A 17,415-nucleotide genomic window follows, 5' to 3' on the forward strand; every position below is an offset into this window, starting at 1 on the left:
AGGGGCGGCGATGCCCCCCTCCCCGATCGACCGCACCGCGCTGCGTCATGCCTTCCGCATGGACGAAGAAGCCTGCATCACCGAGCGCCTGCGCCAGGCCTCCGCCGCCAGCGCCCTGCAGGGTGAAGCCGCCGCGCTCGCCGGCAAGCTGATTGCCGGCGCGCGCAAGCGCAAGGCAGCCGGGCTCGACGCCTTCCTCAACAGCTACGGCCTCGCCACCGAGGAAGGCATCGCGCTGATGTGCCTCGCCGAAGCGCTGCTGCGCGTGCCCGACGCCGGGACCGCCGACGCGCTGATCCACGACAAGCTCGCCGGGATCGACTGGGGCGAGCACCTCGGCGGCAGCTCCTCGACTTTCGTCAACGCCGCAACCTTCTCGCTGATGCTGACCGGCGAGGTCCTGCGCGGCGGCAAGGCGACCGAGCTCGGCATGGGCAAGGCGGTGCAGCGCGCCATCGGCCGGCTCGGCGAACCCGTCATCCGCAAGGCAACGCTGCAGGCGATGCGCATCCTCGGCGGGCAGTTCGTGTTCGGCCGGACCATCGACGAGGCGCTCAAGCGCGCCGCGCCCGAGCGCAAGGAAGGGCTGGTGCACAGCTTCGACATGCTCGGCGAGGCGGCGATGACCTTCGCCGATGCGGAGCGCTACCGCGCCAGTTACGAAGCGGCGATCCGCCGGTTGGCGCGCGAGGCCAAGGGTGGTTTCCGCCAGAGCCCGGGCATCTCGGTCAAGCTCTCGGCGCTCTATCCGAAGTACGATTTCTACCATGCCGATGCCGCAAAGGCGGCGCTGGTGCCGATGGTCCGCGAGCTCGCCATGCTGGCGCGCGAGGTGGACATCCACTTCACCATCGACGCTGAAGAGGCCGACCGGCTCGAACTGTCGATGGACATCATCGAGGCGCTGGTCGCCGACGACGGCCTGTTCGCGGGCGGCTGGGGCGGCTTCGGCCTCGCCCTCCAGGCCTACCAGAAGCGCGCGCTGCCGCTGGTCGACTGGACCATCGCGCTGGCCCGCAAGCACAACCGCCGCCTGATGGTCCGGCTGGTCAAGGGCGCCTACTGGGACACCGAGATCAAGCTGACACAGGTGAACGGGCTGCGCGACTACCCGGTATTCACCCGAAAGGTGGCGACCGACGTTTCCTACCTCGCCTGCGCGGCGCGGATGCTGCAGGCCGAGGACGCGATCTACCCGGCCTTCGCCACGCACAACGCCTACACCATCGGCGCGATCAAGGCGCTCGCCGGTAACAAGGAATTTGAATTCCAGCGGCTGCACGGGATGGGCGAGGACGTCTACGAAGTGCTCGCCGAACAGGAGAAGAAGGTCGGCCAGACCCAGACGCGCGTGCGGATCTATGCGCCGGTCGGCGGGCACAAGGACCTGCTTGCCTACCTCGTGCGGCGGCTGCTTGAAAACGGCGCCAATTCCTCGTTCGTGAACCGCATGGCCGATGCCGAAGTGCCGGTGGCGGAACTGACCACCGACCCGGTCAAGGACCTCGCCGCGCTCACCCCCCTGCGCAACCCGTCGATCCCGCTACCTGCGGACCTCTTCCCGGGACGCCTCAACAGCGCGGGCGTCGACCTCGCCGACCCGCTGGTGCGCGAGCCGCTACTCGACGCGCTCGCCTCGATGGCCGGGCGGCAATGGGAGGCCGGGCCGACGCTCGGCAAGGGCACCAAGGCCCCGCCGATCATCAGCCCGCAGGACGACAACGCGATCGTCGGCGCCTGCCGCGACGCGACCCGCGCCGACGTCGACCTCGCATTCGACAAGGCGGTGGCGATCCAGCCGGGTTGGGACGCACTGGGCGGCCCCTCGCGCGCCGAGCTGCTCGAAGAGGCAGCGCGGCTCTACGAAGCGCACACCACCGAATTTATCAGCCTGTGCATGCGCGAGGCGGGCAAGACGCTGCTCGATTCCGTGCTCGAAGTGCGCGAGGCGGTCGACTTCCTGCGCTACTATGCCGAGCAGGCGCGGCGCGAGTTCGGGCGGCCGCACCTGCTGCCCGGGCCGACCGGCGAGGACAATTACCTCAAGCTCCACGGCCGCGGCGTGTTCGTGACCATCAGCCCGTGGAACTTCCCGCTGGCGATTTTCACCGGCATGGCCTCGGCCGCGCTGGCGGCGGGTAACAGCGTGCTCGCCAAGCCCGCCGAGCAGACCCCGCTGATCGCCGCGCTGGCGGTGAGGCTGTGCCACGAAGCGGGCATCCCGGCCGAGGCGTTCCAGCTCGTCACCGGCGGAGCCAAGGTCGGCGCCATGCTGACCGGCGACGAGCGGCTTGCCGGGGTCGCCTTCACCGGCTCGACCGAGACCAGCCAGGCCATCAACCGCACCCTCGCCGCGCGACGCGGCGGGGTGGTGCCGATGATCGCCGAGACCGGCGGGCAGAACGTGATGATCGTCGACAGCTCCGCACTGCCCGAGCAGGTCACCCGCGACGTGCTCGCCAGCGCCTTCCAGTCGGCGGGTCAGCGGTGCAGCGCGCTGCGCGTGCTCTACCTGCAGGACGAGGTGGCGGATTCGATGCTGGAGATGATTCGTGGCGGGTTCGAGGCGCTCGAAATCGGCGATCCGGCGGCGCTGGAAACCGATGTCGGCCCGGTCATCGACGAGGAGGCGCAGGCCAATCTCGAGAAGCATATCGCGTCAATGAAGCGCTCGAAACACCCCGTTTGGCGTCGGAAACTGCCCAAAGCAGCAAAGCTCGGCAGCTTCGTTTCGCCGACGATCATCGAAATCGGCTCGATCCGCGAGCTCGAGAAGGAAAACTTCGGCCCGGTCCTCCACGTCGCGCGCTGGAAGGCGGGCGAACTCGACCGGGTGATCGCCGACATCAACTCGACCGGCTACGGCCTGACGCTCGGCCTGCACAGCCGCATCGACGCGGTGCGCCGCCACGTCGAGGCCAACACCCGCGTCGGCAACCTCTACGTCAACCGCAACCAGATCGGCGCGGTGGTCGGCAGCCAGCCGTTCGGCGGCGAGGGGCTGTCGGGCACCGGCCCCAAGGCCGGCGGCCCGCACTACCTCTACCGCTTCGCGACGGAGCGGGTGACGACGGTCGACACCACGGCGGCCGGCGGCAACGCCAGCCTGCTCGCCGGCGGCTAGGGCCTAGCCGCCGAGGCCTTCTCCCCGGCTGACATCGAGCGAGGCCTGCGCGCGCAGCGTGCCGACCTGCACGACGACGGGACCGTCGGCGGTGGCGTCTTCGACCACCAGCTTGGCCCACAACGTGTTGCCGTCCTTGAACCAGGCGGTGGTGTCCGAAGCGCGCATCGCGTCGAGGCTCGCCGCCTGTGTAGTCCCCGCGGGCGGCGTGAAGCCGGGAAGTTCGAAGATGACCCACGAGCCCCTGTCCATTTCGCGCAGGTGCAGCGCGAGGTCGTTGCGCGCCGTGACCACCTTGATCTGGGCGCCGCTGGGAAGGGTGGTCTCGCCGTTGTATTCGAAGCGCTTGCCGTTGCGCTCGAGCACCACGGGGTCGGTGGCGGGAGCCCCGAACTCCGGAAAATCCTTGGTGTTGCCGATGCTGAGGCGGCCCATGTCGCCCTTGCAGATGGCAGCGCCCCAGGTCGCCCTGGTTTCGCAGGTGTCTTCCGCCGATGCGATGCCGTTGTCGATCACGACATAGGCGCCCGGAACTCCGCTGAGGGAGCCGTCCATGTCGTGAATCGTCGCGCTCCGGTACGCGGCGCGGCCGGCGAAGTCGGAGGACCAGCGGCGTTGCATTTCCGGGAAATGGACCGGCTGGGCGTTGACGAACTTCACGCCCTCGACCCGGTTTTCCGTGCTCATCCCGAAACTGGTGAACAGCAGGTACGAGATCGCGCCGGCCTCGCGAAGCTGGTTGGGCTCGTAATTGACGAAGGTCGTGTTCACGACGTCGTGGCGATAGTCGTAGTATTCGTATCCGCGGATCGGGAAGTCCGCCGTCACGTGCGGCAGGGTGCGACCGTAGGCCACTTCCGCCGGCGTCGAGGGATTGCCGATGTTGTCGCTCTCGCCCACGAACAGCGAATCCTGGACCCGCGAGGTGTAGGGCGCCACGCCGTAACCGCCCGAGGCATGGGTGAAGCCGATGGCGTTGTCGGCCAGCTTCAGGTTGGTGAACAGGTGGTACTCGCCGCGACCCCAGATGGCGCCGTTGCGGTTCTTGTAGGCGGTGTAGCTGTCGATGACCGAGGGGATCGCCCCGCTCGCCGTGTTGGTCGGGTCGGCATAGGCGGTGTGCCCGGCGCCCCCGACGTTGAACGTGCCGTTGGGTGAAGGGCCACGATCGAACATCAGGGCATCGAAGTTGGAGTGGGCGACGTTGCCCTTGAACTCGCGCAGCGGCATGCGGCGCGGCCAGACGTTCTCGGTGCCTTCCTTGCCCTCGTGCGCCCCCGTCGGATGTTGTGGCAGGGCTATCCAGAACCCGATCGCATCCGATCCGGCGGCGACGTTGTCGCGATAGACGTTGTCCGGATTGGTGATCCAGAACGTCGCCGCGGTGTTGTCCGAGGGGATCAGGATATGGTCGGACTGCTGGCCCTTGCTGCCCCGCGCCGCGTCGGTGAGGTTGGTGGGCTCGCACGGCAGCGTCGGATGACACTTGGTCTGGATGCCGAGGTTGTGGACGAACTGGTTGCCGGTCTCGACCGCGTCTTCGAGGAAGAAGCAGTGGCCTACGGTGTTGTAGGTCACGTTGTTTTCGATCCGCAGGTTGTTCGTGCCGTGCACGGTCACGCAGCGGCTGTAGGTGTCGTGGATCGCGGCGTTCCTGATGTACTGGCCGGCGCCTTCGCCGATGATGTGCCAGTGGATCGGGTAGCGCGCGAGGTGCATGTTCTGGCCCATGCGCGAAAGCTCGACGCCCGAGACGTACATCTTGGAGCCGGCCATCGCCATGATGTGCCCGCCGAAGTAATCGGTATCGGCATCGTCCGACGCCTGGATCCTGATGTTGCGGGTCAGCAGGCCGACTTCGCCGCGCTCGTCGACGCCGAAGGTGATCTCGCCGAAGTGCATGTACTCGAGCGGCTTGTCGAGCGTCAGGCGGTCGCCGCAGATCGCGGCAACGGTGCGCCGTACCGCCTGCCGCGGATCGAAGTCGGTCGAGGCGAGGACGATTTCGTCGCCCTTGCGCCAGCCCGAGGCGTCGAGCACCTCGATTTCGCTGCTGCCGGACTTCGCGGTCTTCGCCAGCTTGGTCCAGGTGTGCTCGCGGTCGCCGTGAAGGTTGAGCGTTCCGCGCAGCATCATTATGCCGCGGTCGCCCATGGTGTTGATGTCCTCGTCGCGGACGTTGTCGGTCAGCGTGATCGAGGCCTGGTGGGTGTGGGGCCTGGCCTCGCTGCCGATCTGGAGTTCGCCGCCGGGCAGGTAGATCCACTCGGTCTCGAGCGCGAGATCGCGGTCGTCGGCAAAGCGGAGCTTGCCGTTCACGGTCAGGCTGCGCAGCGCAGGCGGGCTGACGTCGAGGACGACCTCCATGTCGCGCGCGATGGTCACCGCGTCGCCCTTGGCCGGGACCTTGCCGTCGGGCCAGGTCGCCGGATCGGACCAACGCCCCGTCTTCATCGCGACCGGCGCGGCATCGGCGGCTGCTGCACCGTGATCGTGGCTTTCCTGCGCCGCGGCCTCCGCGCTCATGCCGAGCAGGAGGGCGGCAGGTAGAAGCAAGGACACAAGGAATGAGCGAGCATTGCTACGCATGAAACAGATCCCCTCGTTCACGACCGGGCGTGCCGGTCTTGTCTTTGCACGCAGCATTGCGAGGGTTTTTGTACTTGGCAAGTCAGAACCCGCGGAGCTCGGGCGACGCGTATCTTCGAGGTACAAACGAGACCGAAATCTCATGGCCCAATTGCAGACATCGGCGCTTTGCCAGCCGCTGCATGGGTTCAAGCGACGCGATCCAGATTATTTGTCCGCCAGGGGCACCGCAGCGGTTCCGAAATTGCCGAGTTTGTAGATGGTGAGATTCGAAACTCCGAACTGAAACTCCTGAAACGGTTCCTTTTCGCGCGCTTCCAGCCACGCCAAGGGCGCTGTTCCCGTCGTCACGTGCGGATTGTAGTTCTCGCCGGTCTGGCTCTGCGCGAAGGTATCGACATATTCGAAAAGATAGGGATCGAACGCCACTCCGTCAGGATCGGGAGCGAATGCCGACTGATCGCCACCGGATCTGCGATACGGTGCCAAGGCCTGGATCACCTTCGCTTGTAACTCCAGGATAGCCGGCGTCGGAGCAATGGTTATGCCTTGCAGGCCCATTTCCCCGCTCGGAATATGGTAGAGACCGTTTGCAGTCATCTTTAACGCGTCGAGATTCAACGAACCTGCGAGCGCTTCGACGGCATCGACCACCGCGCCGAGATCCTGTTCGCGGACATACTGTTGAACCAACGTGATATGCGGACGATGCGTGGCGTCGAGCGTGAATCCCTCCGGCATCTGTTCGCGTAGTCTGGCATTCCACTCACCGGCTGCACTCAGCATGGTCTGATCCGGTTCGAGCAAGACGTCTATCGCGACCAGGCGATCAGCTGCTTCGTTCACCTCATTCTCTCCGTTTGCCGCTTGATAGGCCGAATCCGTGGTCCCTTCAGGTTCCTGCCCGCTGCATCCGGCCAGAACCACTGTGGGAACAACCAGCGCCATGAGCGCGGCACGATACAGGCGGGTAAGGGTGGCCACGTGAACCTCCTCGATCGTTTCAGGCTTCAGCGCCGGCTCGATTGTGGCGCGCAACCCTGAGAGTTCAAATGCCAAGGCTAGCCATGTCTGGTGGTGTCAAAAATCGGAAGAATTACCGATTTCGGGCTTGGCCCAAATCAGGTGTCACGTCCGCTATCCACCCAATTCCGGACCGAAACGATACTGCGAAGGGGATATTCCTTCCCGATAGCTTGCCCCCCTGCCCGCCATCGGGAATCCCTCACCCATGGCGATTCTCAGCGACAAGTGGATTCGGGACAAGGCGACGACGGCGGGCATGATCGAGCCCTTCGTCGAGGCGCAGCGGCGCGACGGGTGCATTTCCTATGGCCTCTCGTCCTATGGATACGACGCGCGGGTGGCGGACGAGTTCAAGATCTTCACCAACGTCGATAGCGCGGTGGTCGATCCGAAGGACTTCGCCGCCAACAGCTTCGTCGACCGCAAGACCGACGTCTGCGTCATCCCGCCCAACTCCTTCGCGCTGGCCCGGACGGTCGAATACTTCCGCGTGCCCGATGACGTGCTGGTGATCTGCCTGGGCAAGAGCACCTATGCGCGCTGCGGGATCATCGTGAACGTCACCCCGCTCGAGCCGGGCTGGGAAGGGCACGTGACGCTGGAATTCTCCAACACCACCCCGCTCCCGGCGCGCATCTACGCCAACGAGGGCGCGTGCCAGTTCCTGTTCCTGCAGGGCAACGAACGGCCCGAGACGACCTATGCCGACCGGGCCGGGAAATACATGGGGCAGCGGGGGGTCACGCTGCCCCGCCTCTGACCGTGCGGTGCAAGGATGACGCACAGCCGGAGGCTTTTCGAACTCTTCGAGCCGACGCGTGAGGCAGTCTCCCAAGCGAGCACGCTAGGCGGTTTGAGGGCCATGTCGCGCACTAGTCGACGGACTGCGATTACCCCTCCACCGGCGTCGCTCAGGGCAGCGCGAACTTGACCACGAAGCGCACGTTGCGCCCAGGCATCACGACAAGGTCCTTGTTGAGCGCGGCGGCGTTGCGGGCGACCTCGTTGGCGAGGTTCTGCCCGATCACCGCGAATTCGATCCCCGGCTGGCTGGCGAACGGGCGCCAAGATACCTGCGCACCGATGTCGTAGTACCCCGGGGTCGGCGTGTCGTAGGCCCCGGCCTTGTCCTGCGGCGCGACCCTCGTCACGCTGAACCCGGCATCGAAACGGTCGCTTTCCCAGTCGAGCCCGCCTCCGATCCGCCAGGGCGGGATGCGCGGGACGTTGTTGCCGTCATCGAGCGTGGCGCGGGTGTAGTCTCCAAGGAGGTTGGCCTCGAGCTTGCCTGAGGGTGCGTCGAGCAGAGCATAGCTTGCCTTGCCCTCGACCCCGCGGAAGTGCGCGCCCTGCTGGCGGTAGAACATCTCCCGGAAGTCGCCATCGGGGGCGGTGGTGCACAGACCGTCCTCGTCGCAGGTACGGCCGGTCAGGTCGCCGTAGATGAAGCGCTTGAACCAGCTCGAATAGACGCTTCCTTCGAACTGGAACGCGCCGGAACGGACGCGCAGCGAGGCTTCGAGCGAGTTGGCGCGTTCGATCTGCAAGTCCGGATCGCCGAACTCGAAGGTGCCGGGCCCATCGTGCGGGCCGCGTGCGAAAAGCTCGGTGATGCCCGGCGCGCGGCCGGTGCCGGAGAACAGCAGGCCGACTTTGACCTCGTCACTCACTTCGTACAATGCGCCGATCGCACCGCTGAGCGGAGTGAAGCTGCGGCTCGTGGCGATGCCGGAAACGGGTGTGCCGATTTCGTCGACGTTCTCCACACGCCCGCTCACTTCGACGTGCAGCCGGTACATCGGCTCCATGTCGACGAAGACGTAACCGGCCACGCTCTCGGTGGTCGTCGGTAGCAGGTAGCTGCTCGCCTCGCCGAGCGCGGCGAAGTCGCGGTGCTGGTATTCGGCGCCGAAAGCGGCGTTGGCGAGCATGTCGATCGGGTTGAGCAGCAGCTCGGCGCGGACGTCGTATTCCGTGTTGGTGAAGGTCGCGACGGGCTCGCCGCCGTCGATTTCCGAATGGCGGTAGTCGGCATAGCTTCCGTCGAGGCTCAGCGCCTTGAGCAGCCCCGAACCCAGCGCGAACGACGAGCGCGTCAGCACCTTGGTCTGGGTCATGTCGATGAAGCTGGTCTCGCCCGGGATGCCGTACTTGGCATCGTACTGCTCGATCGCCGCGCCGACATGGCTGTCGCCGCCGCCGAAGAAGTACGATCCGCCGAAGGCTTCGCCGTGGCCGCGGAACCACGAATTGTCCTGCGTGCCGAGCGGGGTCTCGTAATCGCCGGTGTCGCGCACGAAGGCATCGGCGTGGAGCGCGATATTGCCGAGCGCGGCATCGACCAGCCCCGAGCCCTGCCAGGCATCGTCGACCGTGCCATAGCTTCCGGTCACCTCGCCCGAGAGTGGAGCGCCAGGAAGCTGCATCGGCACGCGGTCGTTGATCGCGTTGACCACGCCGCCGATGGCCTGGCTGCCGTAGCGCAGCGTCGCCGCGCCGCGCACGACCTCGATGCGGCGCGCGGCGAGCGGGTCGATCGGAACGCCGTGGTCGGGGCCGACATCGGACACGTCCGATACGCTTGTGCCGTTCTCGAGAAGGCGAACGCGGTTCGAATCCATGCCGCGAATGACCGGGCGGCTCGCGCCCGAGGCGAAACCGGTGCCGGAGACTCCCGGCACTTTCGACAGCGCATCGGCGATCGACGCGCCGCCGCTCTTGAGGATGTCGTCGCTGTCGACCGACGAGGTGATCGCCGGCGTATCGTCGGACTCGTGGCCGAACGGCGAGGCGGTTACGAAGATCTCGTCTTCGCCGCCGGACTGGTCTTGCGCGGCAGCGATCTGGGGATGAAGCGCGGCGGCGGCCACACCGGCGAGAAACAGGAAACGCATCTATGAAAACTCCGGATCGAGCGGCGCCCCGGCCGCGCCAAGGCGTGCCGGTGCCGCTGGGACGAAGGCCGCGAGGGCCTTCCGCTAGGGGATCGGAGTTATTGCGGTGGTGCGCGGCCGAACCAGCCGCGCGGCGGCTGGCGCAGCGACCATTCGGCCATCGCTGCGATTCCGCCCCACACCAGAACGAGCGGAAGCGGGAGGACGAAGGTGGCGGCCGGCTGGACGTAACTGCCCGCCATCGCCGCTTCCCAGCACTGCAAGCAGTACTCGGTCGCCGGGGTAGTGGAATCGGTGGTCGCGGCTGCATGCCGGTCTGCCGCGTCCACCAGTACCGCTGTCCGCGCTTGGGCTGCGGCCGGGTGGATGTGCGACTGGACGAAAACGCACTGCACGAGAAGCGCCGCGCAGACGAGCGCGCGCCAGAAGTGCGACCTTGCGTTACAATGTATCATTTGCCCCGCCCTTGCCGCCTGACCCGCCCGGGCGAAAGCAGCGGTGAGCCGGGTTGCCCCGGAATTGCGGCGAGCCGATCAGCCCTGCGCGGCCTTTCGTTCGGCAAGGGCTTTGTCGAGGTCGTCGTCGAGTTCGTAGTAGTTGCCGGAAAGCAGGTCGTACTTGCCGGATACGAGCGCCAGCACGCGGTCGGCGCAGCGGGCGAGATCGTCGTCGGCGCCCGGCTCGTTCTCGCGGTGCCGGAGCCGCTCGACCATGCCGGTGAGGTGCTTCTGCGCCGCCGGGTCTTCCATCGTGTCGCGCGCCAGTTGGGTGAAGACGAAGCCCGGATCGATCGCGAAGACCGCGACGCCCGTTCCGTCCAGTTCGGCAGCGGCTTCGGCGACGATGCGGTTCTGCGCGATCTTGCCGGTGCAATAGGCCGAGAGATTGGGCGCGACGATCCGCGCCGCCTTGGCCGAGACGCATACCGCGTGCCCACGCCCGCGCTCGATCATGCCCGGCAGCAGCCGGTTGAGCAGCAGCATCGGCGCGCGAATGTGCACCGCCTGCGCTTGCCACCACTGTTCGGGATCGACTTCCCACAACGGGCCGAAGGGCCCCGGAACTCCGGCGTTGGAAACAAGGATGTCGATTGCGCCGAGTTCACTCGAAACGGTAGCTATCGCGCTGTCGACCGAGCGCGGGTCGGTCACATCGCACGGTACCGCCAGCGCTGCCGGACCGATCACCGCGGCAACTTCCCCGATCTCGCCCGCCGAGCGCGCCAGCAGCGCGACCTTGGCGCCTTCCGCCGAGAACCGTTCGGCTATCGCCCGGCCAAACCCGCGCCCGGCGCCGGTGACCATCGCGACGTGTCCATCGAGCATACTCATTCAGAACTCTCCTCTGCGCGCGAGCGCTATCGCCCGCATGGCGCGGTGTCGAGACAGACTTCGATCGTGAAGGAAAATGGAGCGGGCGAGGCGATTCGAACGCCCGACCCTCACCTTGGCAAGGTGATGCTCTACCCCTGAGCTACGCCCGCTCACTGGCGTTCCGGAAGCGTGTGCCTCCGTGGGAAGGCGCGCGGTTAGCAGCCGACTTGCGCCCCGGCAAGAGGAAATCGCGCGCTTTTGCCCGCCCCTTGCTCCGCGCACGCGCGCCCTTCACAATGCGGCGCGAAGGCCCACATTGGGCCCGCGAAATCTTAGCTGCAGCAGGAGCACTCTTTTGGCGAGCATGGGCCTCAACATCGACGAGCAGAAGGCGGTCGAACGCTTCCAGAAGGCCGTCGTCGCGCCTTCGCAGGACAAGCTCGTCGTGCTCGATTTCTGGGCCGAATGGTGCGGGCCGTGCAAGGCGCTCGCCCCGGTGCTGGAGAAGGTTTGCGGCGAATACGCCGACAAGGGCGTGGTCCTCGCCAAGCTCGACGTCGACCAGGAACAGTTCATTGCCAGCCAGTTCCAGGTCCGCTCGATCCCGACAGTCTATGCAATCTTCCAAGGGCAGCCGGTCGCCGACCTGACGCCGATGCGCAGCGAATCGCAGTTGAAGCAGGCGCTCGACCAGCTCCTCGCGCAGCTGCCGGTGAAGGCCGGTGCCCCGGGCAATGGCGATCCGGCACAACCCGACATCTCGAACCTCGTTGCCATGGGCGAGCAGGTTCTGGCCGAAGGCGACGGCGAACGCGCCGCCTCGATCTTCGAGCAGATCGCCGCCATGGCCCCCGATGAGCCCGGCGTGCAGTCTGGCCTGATCCGCGCGCTCGTCGCCGCGGGCCGCACCGAGGACGCGAAGGCGGCCTATGCCGCATTGTCCGTGGAGATGCAGAACGACCCGCTGGTTCACCAGGCGCACAGCGCGATCGAACTCGCCGCCACGCATGTCGATCAGGGCGAGCTCGACGCCCTGCGCAAGGCTGCCGCCGAGCGCCCGTCCGATGCGCAGGCGCAGTTCGACTTCGCCCAGGCGGCCTTCGCCGCGGGCGAACGCGATACCGCGGCGGACACGCTGCTCAAGCTGACCGAAACCCAGCCCGAATGGGAAGACGGGGCGGCCAAGGCCAAGCTGCTGCAGATCTTCGAGGCGGTCGGGCTGGAAGACCCGTGGGTCGCCGCCCAGCGCCGCCGGCTTTCGTTGCTCCTGTTCGGATGACGGCAGAGCGGCTCTCGATCTTCCCGCTGCACGGGGTCATCCTGTTCCCCGGGCTGCAATTGCCGCTGCACATCTTCGAGCCGCGCTACCGCGCGTTGGTCGGCAGCGCGCTGGCGAAAGATCGGCGTATCGCGATGATTCAGCCCCAATCCGACCGCGAGGGCGCACCGCTCTTCGCGATGGGCTGCGTCGGCCGCATCGACGACGTGGAGGTGCTCGAGGACGGGCGTTACAACATCGTTCTCGAAGGCGAGGCGCGTTTCCGCCTGCTGCGCGAGGTCGACGTCTCGACCCCATTCCGCCAGGTCGATGCCGAGCTGATCCGCGATCCTGAGTTCGAGACATTGAGCGCGGTCGAACGGGCGGGTTTCGAACGCGAGGCGCGGACCTTCTCCGACCACCAGGGCTATTCGGTCGACTGGGGCTCGGTCGCGCAGCTCGACGACGAATCGCTGATCAACGGCGTTGCCCAGATCGCCCCCTTCGACGCCGCTGCCAAGCAGGCCCTGCTCGAAGCCGGCACCATCGCCGAACGCTGCGAACTGCTGATCCAGCTGATGCAGTTCTTCGGCCGCAGCGACCCCGACGAGGGGCGGGTGACGATGCAATGATGGTTCCTCCCCGGCACGAGGAGGTGGCAGGCGCCGAAGGCGGCTGACCGAGGGGACTCTCCCCACACGCCAGCGCCAGTTGAGAGTCCCCACCACCATCCTGCGGATGGTCCCCCTCCCCCTACCGGGGAGGAACTTACACCCCGAAACTGCCCTTCAGGCCGTCGATCACATACTGCGCGGCCAACGCGGCGAGCAGCACGCCGAGCAGGCGGGTGATCACCGCTTCGACCCGCGCGCCGAACAGTTTCATCAGCGGGCTCGCGGCGATGAGCGCCAACAGGGTGAGCACCAAGACCGCGGCGAGCGCGGCGAGCACGGTGAGCGTGCCCTCGAGCCCCTGCGCGGTACTCTCCAGCAACATGACCGAGGCGATCGCGCCCGGGCCGGCGAGCATCGGCATGGCCATCGGGAATACCGAGACGTCCTCGACCTCGGGCCCCTCGTGCTCGGCGATGACTTTCTCGGCGCGCTGCTCGCGGCGCTGGGTGCGCCTTTCGAACACCATGTCGAGCGCAATGAGGAACAGCATCAGCCCTCCGGCGAGGCGGAAGGAGTCGAGCTCGATGTGCAATGCGCCGAGCAGGTCCTCGCCGAACAGCGCGAAAACCACCAGGATCAGCCCCGCGATCAGCGTCGCGCGGATCGCCATGCTGCGCTGCTGCGCCGGACTCGCACCGTGGGTCAGGCCGGCATAGATCGGCGCGCAACCCGGCGGGTCTATTACCACGAAGAGCGTGATGAAGGCCGAGAGGAACAGGTCGAGCATCAGCCCTATTCTGCCGGGACGTTTTCCGCGATCGGCCGCTGCATCTGCTGGCCGTCCCAGTATTCGAAGGCATAGTAGCGGCTTCCGTCGGCCTCGACGCGGGTGATCCAGCGCAAGGTCTTGTCGGTGGACTCGCCGTAGATCATCTTGGTGTCGCCGGTCGGAACCGAAAGCGTGGGCGCCGTTATCGCGTCCTTGTTCTCGCAGCTTCCCACTTCGGCCTTGATGAATTCGCCCGCCGGGATCGGAGCGTCGCCGTTGCCGCCCTGGTCGAGCACCCACTTGTATTCGCCGTTCCGTTGCCGCTTCCACACCGTGCTGAACCAGCCGGTGCCGCTCGGCCTTTGCCACGCGCCTTCAGTGATCGCGTACTCGCCGTCACAGCTCGACCACACGGCATGGGGCTGCCAGGTGACGGCCTGCGCCGGCTCTTCCTGGCTCTTGAGCCAATTGTTGGCTTCGACAGGCTGAGGAACGAACATCTGCGCGTCCTTGTCGGCATATTCGCGAAACGCAGCCCACTGGCCCTTTTCCTGCGCCAAGCGGGCGAAGGCGAGTTCGGTAGCGATGACTTCGCTGGGATTGGCGACCGGCCGCAGGTCGCGGGACCTGCCGCCCGACCCGCACCAGGCCGGTGCGCCGATGCAGGCGCAGGCGCCGGCGAGCAGGGCGAGGGCGGCGATTCTACGCATCACAGGGCATCCTTCGGCAATTCGATGCCCTCGCGGCGATAGGCCGAGACGAGCGTGTTCCGGAGCAGCACGGCGATGGTCATCGGCCCGACACCGCCCGGCACCGGGGTAATGGCCCCGGCGACCTTGCTGGCCGATGAAAACTCGACGTCGCCGACCAGCCGCTTGACCTCGCCGACCGCGCCGACGCGGTTTATGCCGACGTCGATCACCGTCGCGCCCGGCTTTATCCAGTCGCCCTTGACCATCTCCGGCTGTCCCACCGCCGCGACGACGATGTCGGCGCGGTGAACGACTTCGGGCAGGTCGCGGGTGCGGCTGTGCGCGACGGTCACCGTGCAGTTCTCGTCGGCGAGCAGGCGCGCCATCGGCCGGCCGACGATGTTCGAACGGCCGATCACCACAGCCTCGAGCCCGCTCATGTCGCCGAGCGTATCCTTGAGCAGCATGACGCAACCCAACGGCGTGCATGGCACGAAGCCGTCCTGCCCCACGGCGAGGCGCCCGGCGTTGACGATGTGGAAGCCGTCGACGTCCTTGTCGGGATCGATGGTATCGATCACCTTCTGGTCGTCGAGACCCCTGGGCAGCGGCAACTGGACGAGGATGCCGTCGACCGCCGGATCGGCGTTGAGCTCCACGACCTTGGCGAGCAGCGTCGCTTCGCTGGCGTCGGCGGGCAAGCGGTATTCCCAGGAATTCATCCCCGCCGCCTCGGTCGCCTTGCCTTTGGAGCGGACGTAGATCTCGCTCGCCGGGTCTTCGCCGACCAGCACCACGGCGAGGCCGGCCTTGCGGCCGGCCTTCGCTTCGAATGCAGCAGCGTAAGTGCCGACCGTGTCGCGCAGGCCCGCAGCGAAGGCCTTCCCGTCGATCAGCGCGGCGCTCATCGTTAGGCGATTCCCTGCAGCAGGATCATCAGGATCTGCAGGCCGACGACGAGCACCAGCGGAGAGAAGTCGATGGCGCCGGTTTCCGGCATGATCCGCCGGATCGGTCCGAGCACCGGCTCAAGCAACGAGTTGATGGAGCGATAGACCTGGACGAGGAACTGGTTCGAGGAATTGACCACGTTGAAGGCAAACAGCAAGCCGATGATGAATTGAACGATCACCAGCATGACGACGATGTTCGTCAGGAGGGCGATGATCTGGATAAGCGCGTACATCGGGGGCCTTTCGGTAGAATTACCGGTGTATCGTTAGACTAAGACAGTGGCAGGCTTCAAGCGTTAGCGCCCTTGCGGATCAGGGTACCGGCGCCGCGACTGGTGAAGAACTCCAGAAGCATGGCGTGGCCGACCCGCCCGTCGAGCACCACCGCCGCCTCGCAGCCGCCCTCGACCGCGTGGATGCAGGTCTCCAGCTTGGGTATCATGCCGCCGCTGATCGTACCGTCGGCCTTGAGCTTCTCGATGTCGGCCGGGGTCAGGTCGGTGAGCAGGTTGCCCTGCTTGTCGAGCACACCGGTCACGTCGGTCAGCAGGAACAGCCGCGCCGCGCCGAGTGCCGCGGCGATGGCGCCGGCCATGGTGTCGGCGTTGATGTTGTAGGTGTGACCGTCCGCGCCCGCGGCGATCGGGGCGACGACCGGAATCATCCCGGCCTTGCTGGCGGTTTCGAGGATCGTCGTGTCGATCGTCTGCGGCTCTCCGACGAAGCCCAGGTCGACGACCTTTTCGATATTGCTGTCCGGGTCCTTGGAGGTACGGGTCACCTTGCTGGCGGTGACCAGCCCGGCGTCCTTGCCCGAAATGCCCAGCGCCTTGCCGCCCGACTGCGCCAGCCAGCCGACGATTTCCTTGTTTATCGCCCCCGACAGGACCATCTCCGCAACTTCCGCGGTCTGCTTGTCGGTCACCCTCAGACCGTCGACGAAGGTGCTCTCCACCCCCATCTTCTTGAGCATTGCGCCAATCTGTGGTCCGCCGCCGTGCACCACCACCGGGTTGATGCCGACCGCCTTCAACAGCACGATGTCCTGTGCGAAATCCTGCGCCGCCTCGGGATCGCCCATCGCGTGGCCGCCGTACTTCACCACGAAGGTGCAGCCGGCATAGCGCTGGAAATAGGGCAGCGCCTCAATCAGCGTCTCGGCCTTGGCGAGCATCTGCTTGTCCTGGCTCACGCTAGAAATCCTTCCCGGCAACCCTCGGTTTCGTGGGGCGCGGCTTTAGCCGCTCGGTCCCGGCCTGCCTAGCACAAGTATTCGACCCGAATAACGCCCCAAAGAGACTGCTTCCTGATGCGCCGGCGCCTGATGAGCTCACTTCGGGTCGGCGCTTCGGCGGCGCGGCCCGCCGCATGGCCGGGAGCCGGATTGCGCCAGCGGCGTCTTGGGTGGGAGAGCACCTGACGGAGCCTTCCCGAACCGGCCTGGACCTCCTTCCCCCTCACCGTGGCCGGTTTCGAGGGTCGCACGGGGCGGCGGCAGCGTCGCCGCCCCAAATGCCCATCCCGGCAAACCCCCGGCCGGCGCGCAATCGTTAACGCGTTGACAACCAAGTCCCGCTATTTCCGGCATCAGAACCTGTCCGCCGGCCAGCGCGCCACACGGGCGCGCACCGCAGGACGGGACCGGGAGGCCGCCATGGCCAACACGAACGATCGCTTCGAAGACGACTGCTGCGGCCGTCGCTCCGGCACCGACCGCAGGGTCCTGAAGGTGCAGATTGCGCACCCCGAGCGCCGCCGCGCCGAACGCCGTTCGGGCAGCGACCGCCGCAACGAACCGCGCGCCTGATACTAACCGCCTGAACCGCCCGACCGGTTGCCCTGCTTGCTCTCGTCGAGCGCCCAGGGATTGACGTGCTTGGGATGCGCTGCCGCGACCTGCGCGTCGGTCGTCTCCTGCGAGGGCACCGTGCAGTAGGCTGTCAGACAAACCCCGGCCGCCCACCAGAGCGCCTTCCAGCGGCTGCGAAACACGTTCTGGTACTTGTTGAACATGGCGCGAGCATAGCGCCACACGGTTAAGGCCGGGTTCGCGACCCGGGTTTCCTGAACGCCAGCTAAACCCTTGATGAACGGTCACGGATCGTCCCTGCGGCGAGGCGATCCGGCGCATCCTCGGGAGCCGAAGTGCTCCCTTGCGCGTCCAAGGGGTCCCAAATCGGGAG

16 protein-coding genes and 1 tRNA gene are annotated in these 17,415 nt (G+C 66.6%); 5 read left to right on the top strand and 12 right to left on the bottom strand.

Going from position 1 to position 17,415, the window contains the following annotated elements; genetic code table 11:
* The first annotated feature begins 10 nt into the window (after positions 1–10).
* Positions 11–3,124 carry a bifunctional proline dehydrogenase/L-glutamate gamma-semialdehyde dehydrogenase PutA gene (gene putA / locus GRI89_RS09275; RefSeq protein WP_159794448.1) on the top strand — a complete coding sequence of 1,038 codons (3,114 nt, stop codon included), beginning with the start codon at positions 11–13 and terminating at the stop codon, positions 3,122–3,124.
* Between the two features lie 3 nt (positions 3,125–3,127).
* Here putA and GRI89_RS09280 read toward each other — a convergent pair whose 3' ends face one another.
* Positions 3,128–5,650 (bottom strand): G8 domain-containing protein, encoded by a 2,523-nt coding sequence (locus GRI89_RS09280; protein ID WP_159794450.1) that lies wholly within the window; start codon positions 5,648–5,650, stop codon positions 3,128–3,130.
* Positions 5,651–5,920: 270 nt separating this feature from the next.
* Positions 5,921–6,772 (bottom strand): 2'-5' RNA ligase family protein, encoded by an 852-nt coding sequence (locus GRI89_RS09285; RefSeq protein WP_159794452.1) that lies wholly within the window; start codon positions 6,770–6,772, stop codon positions 5,921–5,923.
* A gap of 172 nt (positions 6,773–6,944) precedes the next feature.
* On the opposite strand from GRI89_RS09285, the gene dcd reads away from it, so the two are divergent.
* Entirely contained in the window at positions 6,945–7,499 is a 555-nt protein-coding gene (dcd, locus tag GRI89_RS09290) for a dCTP deaminase (RefSeq protein ID WP_159794454.1), read from the top strand.
* Positions 7,500–7,650: 151 nt separating this feature from the next.
* On the opposite strand, the gene GRI89_RS09295 is transcribed toward dcd, so the two are convergent.
* The 4 genes from GRI89_RS09295 to GRI89_RS09310 all read right to left on the bottom strand — a co-directional run bounded on the left by GRI89_RS09295 (position 7,651) and on the right by GRI89_RS09310 (position 11,116).
* Positions 7,651–9,633, bottom strand: a complete 1,983-nt coding sequence (locus GRI89_RS09295) for a TonB-dependent receptor plug domain-containing protein (RefSeq protein WP_159794456.1) — start codon at positions 9,631–9,633, stop codon at positions 7,651–7,653.
* 98 nt (positions 9,634–9,731) lie between these two features.
* A complete protein-coding gene (locus GRI89_RS09300) occupies positions 9,732–10,088 on the bottom strand; it encodes a hypothetical protein (RefSeq protein WP_159794458.1) in 357 nt (118 codons plus the stop codon).
* A 78-nt stretch (positions 10,089–10,166) separates the two neighbouring features.
* On the bottom strand, positions 10,167–10,964 hold the full coding sequence (locus tag GRI89_RS09305; protein WP_159794460.1) for an SDR family oxidoreductase: 798 nt from the start codon (positions 10,962–10,964) through the stop codon (positions 10,167–10,169).
* A 77-nt stretch (positions 10,965–11,041) separates the two neighbouring features.
* Positions 11,042–11,116: transfer RNA gene (locus GRI89_RS09310), tRNA-Gly, on the bottom strand.
* Positions 11,117–11,310: 194 nt separating this feature from the next.
* On the opposite strand from GRI89_RS09310, the gene GRI89_RS09315 reads away from it, so the two are divergent.
* Both GRI89_RS09315 and GRI89_RS09320 read left to right on the top strand, forming a co-directional pair.
* Entirely contained in the window at positions 11,311–12,225 is a 915-nt protein-coding gene (locus GRI89_RS09315) for a tetratricopeptide repeat protein (protein WP_159794547.1), read from the top strand.
* Positions 12,222–12,836: an LON peptidase substrate-binding domain-containing protein gene (locus tag GRI89_RS09320; RefSeq protein ID WP_159794462.1), complete on the top strand. Its 615-nt coding sequence runs from the start codon at positions 12,222–12,224 to the stop codon at positions 12,834–12,836. Before GRI89_RS09315 ends, GRI89_RS09320 begins: the two co-directional genes overlap by 4 nt.
* 136 nt (positions 12,837–12,972) lie before the next feature.
* On the opposite strand, the gene GRI89_RS09325 is transcribed toward GRI89_RS09320, so the two are convergent.
* Genes GRI89_RS09325 through argB form a run of 5 tightly spaced genes read right to left on the bottom strand, consistent with a single transcriptional unit; the run spans position 12,973 to position 16,406 of the window.
* Positions 12,973–13,605, bottom strand: a complete 633-nt coding sequence (locus GRI89_RS09325; RefSeq protein ID WP_159794464.1) for a MarC family protein — start codon at positions 13,603–13,605, stop codon at positions 12,973–12,975.
* 5 nt (positions 13,606–13,610) lie between these two features.
* Positions 13,611–14,297 carry a Cif family virulence factor gene (locus GRI89_RS09330; RefSeq protein WP_159794466.1) on the bottom strand — a complete coding sequence of 229 codons (687 nt, stop codon included), beginning with the start codon at positions 14,295–14,297 and terminating at the stop codon, positions 13,611–13,613.
* Complete coding sequence (gene folD, locus GRI89_RS09335) at positions 14,297–15,187, bottom strand: bifunctional methylenetetrahydrofolate dehydrogenase/methenyltetrahydrofolate cyclohydrolase FolD (RefSeq protein WP_159794468.1); 891 nt, start codon at positions 15,185–15,187, stop codon at positions 14,297–14,299. The genes GRI89_RS09330 and folD overlap by 1 nt, the downstream gene beginning before the upstream one ends.
* A 2-nt stretch (positions 15,188–15,189) precedes the next feature.
* Positions 15,190–15,465, bottom strand: a complete 276-nt coding sequence (locus GRI89_RS09340) for a YggT family protein (protein WP_159794470.1) — start codon at positions 15,463–15,465, stop codon at positions 15,190–15,192.
* 56 nt (positions 15,466–15,521) lie between these two features.
* Positions 15,522–16,406, bottom strand: coding sequence for an acetylglutamate kinase (gene argB / locus GRI89_RS09345; RefSeq protein ID WP_159794549.1), 885 nt, complete (start codon positions 16,404–16,406; stop codon positions 15,522–15,524).
* A gap of 480 nt (positions 16,407–16,886) precedes the next feature.
* On the opposite strand from argB, the gene GRI89_RS09350 reads away from it, so the two are divergent.
* Positions 16,887–17,039: a hypothetical protein gene (locus GRI89_RS09350; RefSeq protein WP_159794472.1), complete on the top strand. Its 153-nt coding sequence runs from the start codon at positions 16,887–16,889 to the stop codon at positions 17,037–17,039.
* Positions 17,040–17,041: 2 nt separating this feature from the next.
* On the opposite strand, the gene GRI89_RS09355 is transcribed toward GRI89_RS09350, so the two are convergent.
* Positions 17,042–17,266: a hypothetical protein gene (locus GRI89_RS09355; RefSeq protein ID WP_328598186.1), complete on the bottom strand. Its 225-nt coding sequence runs from the start codon at positions 17,264–17,266 to the stop codon at positions 17,042–17,044.
* Positions 17,267–17,415: the final 149 nt, after the last annotated feature.

The sequence above is a fragment of the Croceibacterium salegens genome, assembly GCF_009827435.1.
In the GTDB taxonomy this organism is placed as follows: domain Bacteria; phylum Pseudomonadota; class Alphaproteobacteria; order Sphingomonadales; family Sphingomonadaceae; genus Croceibacterium_B; species Croceibacterium_B salegens.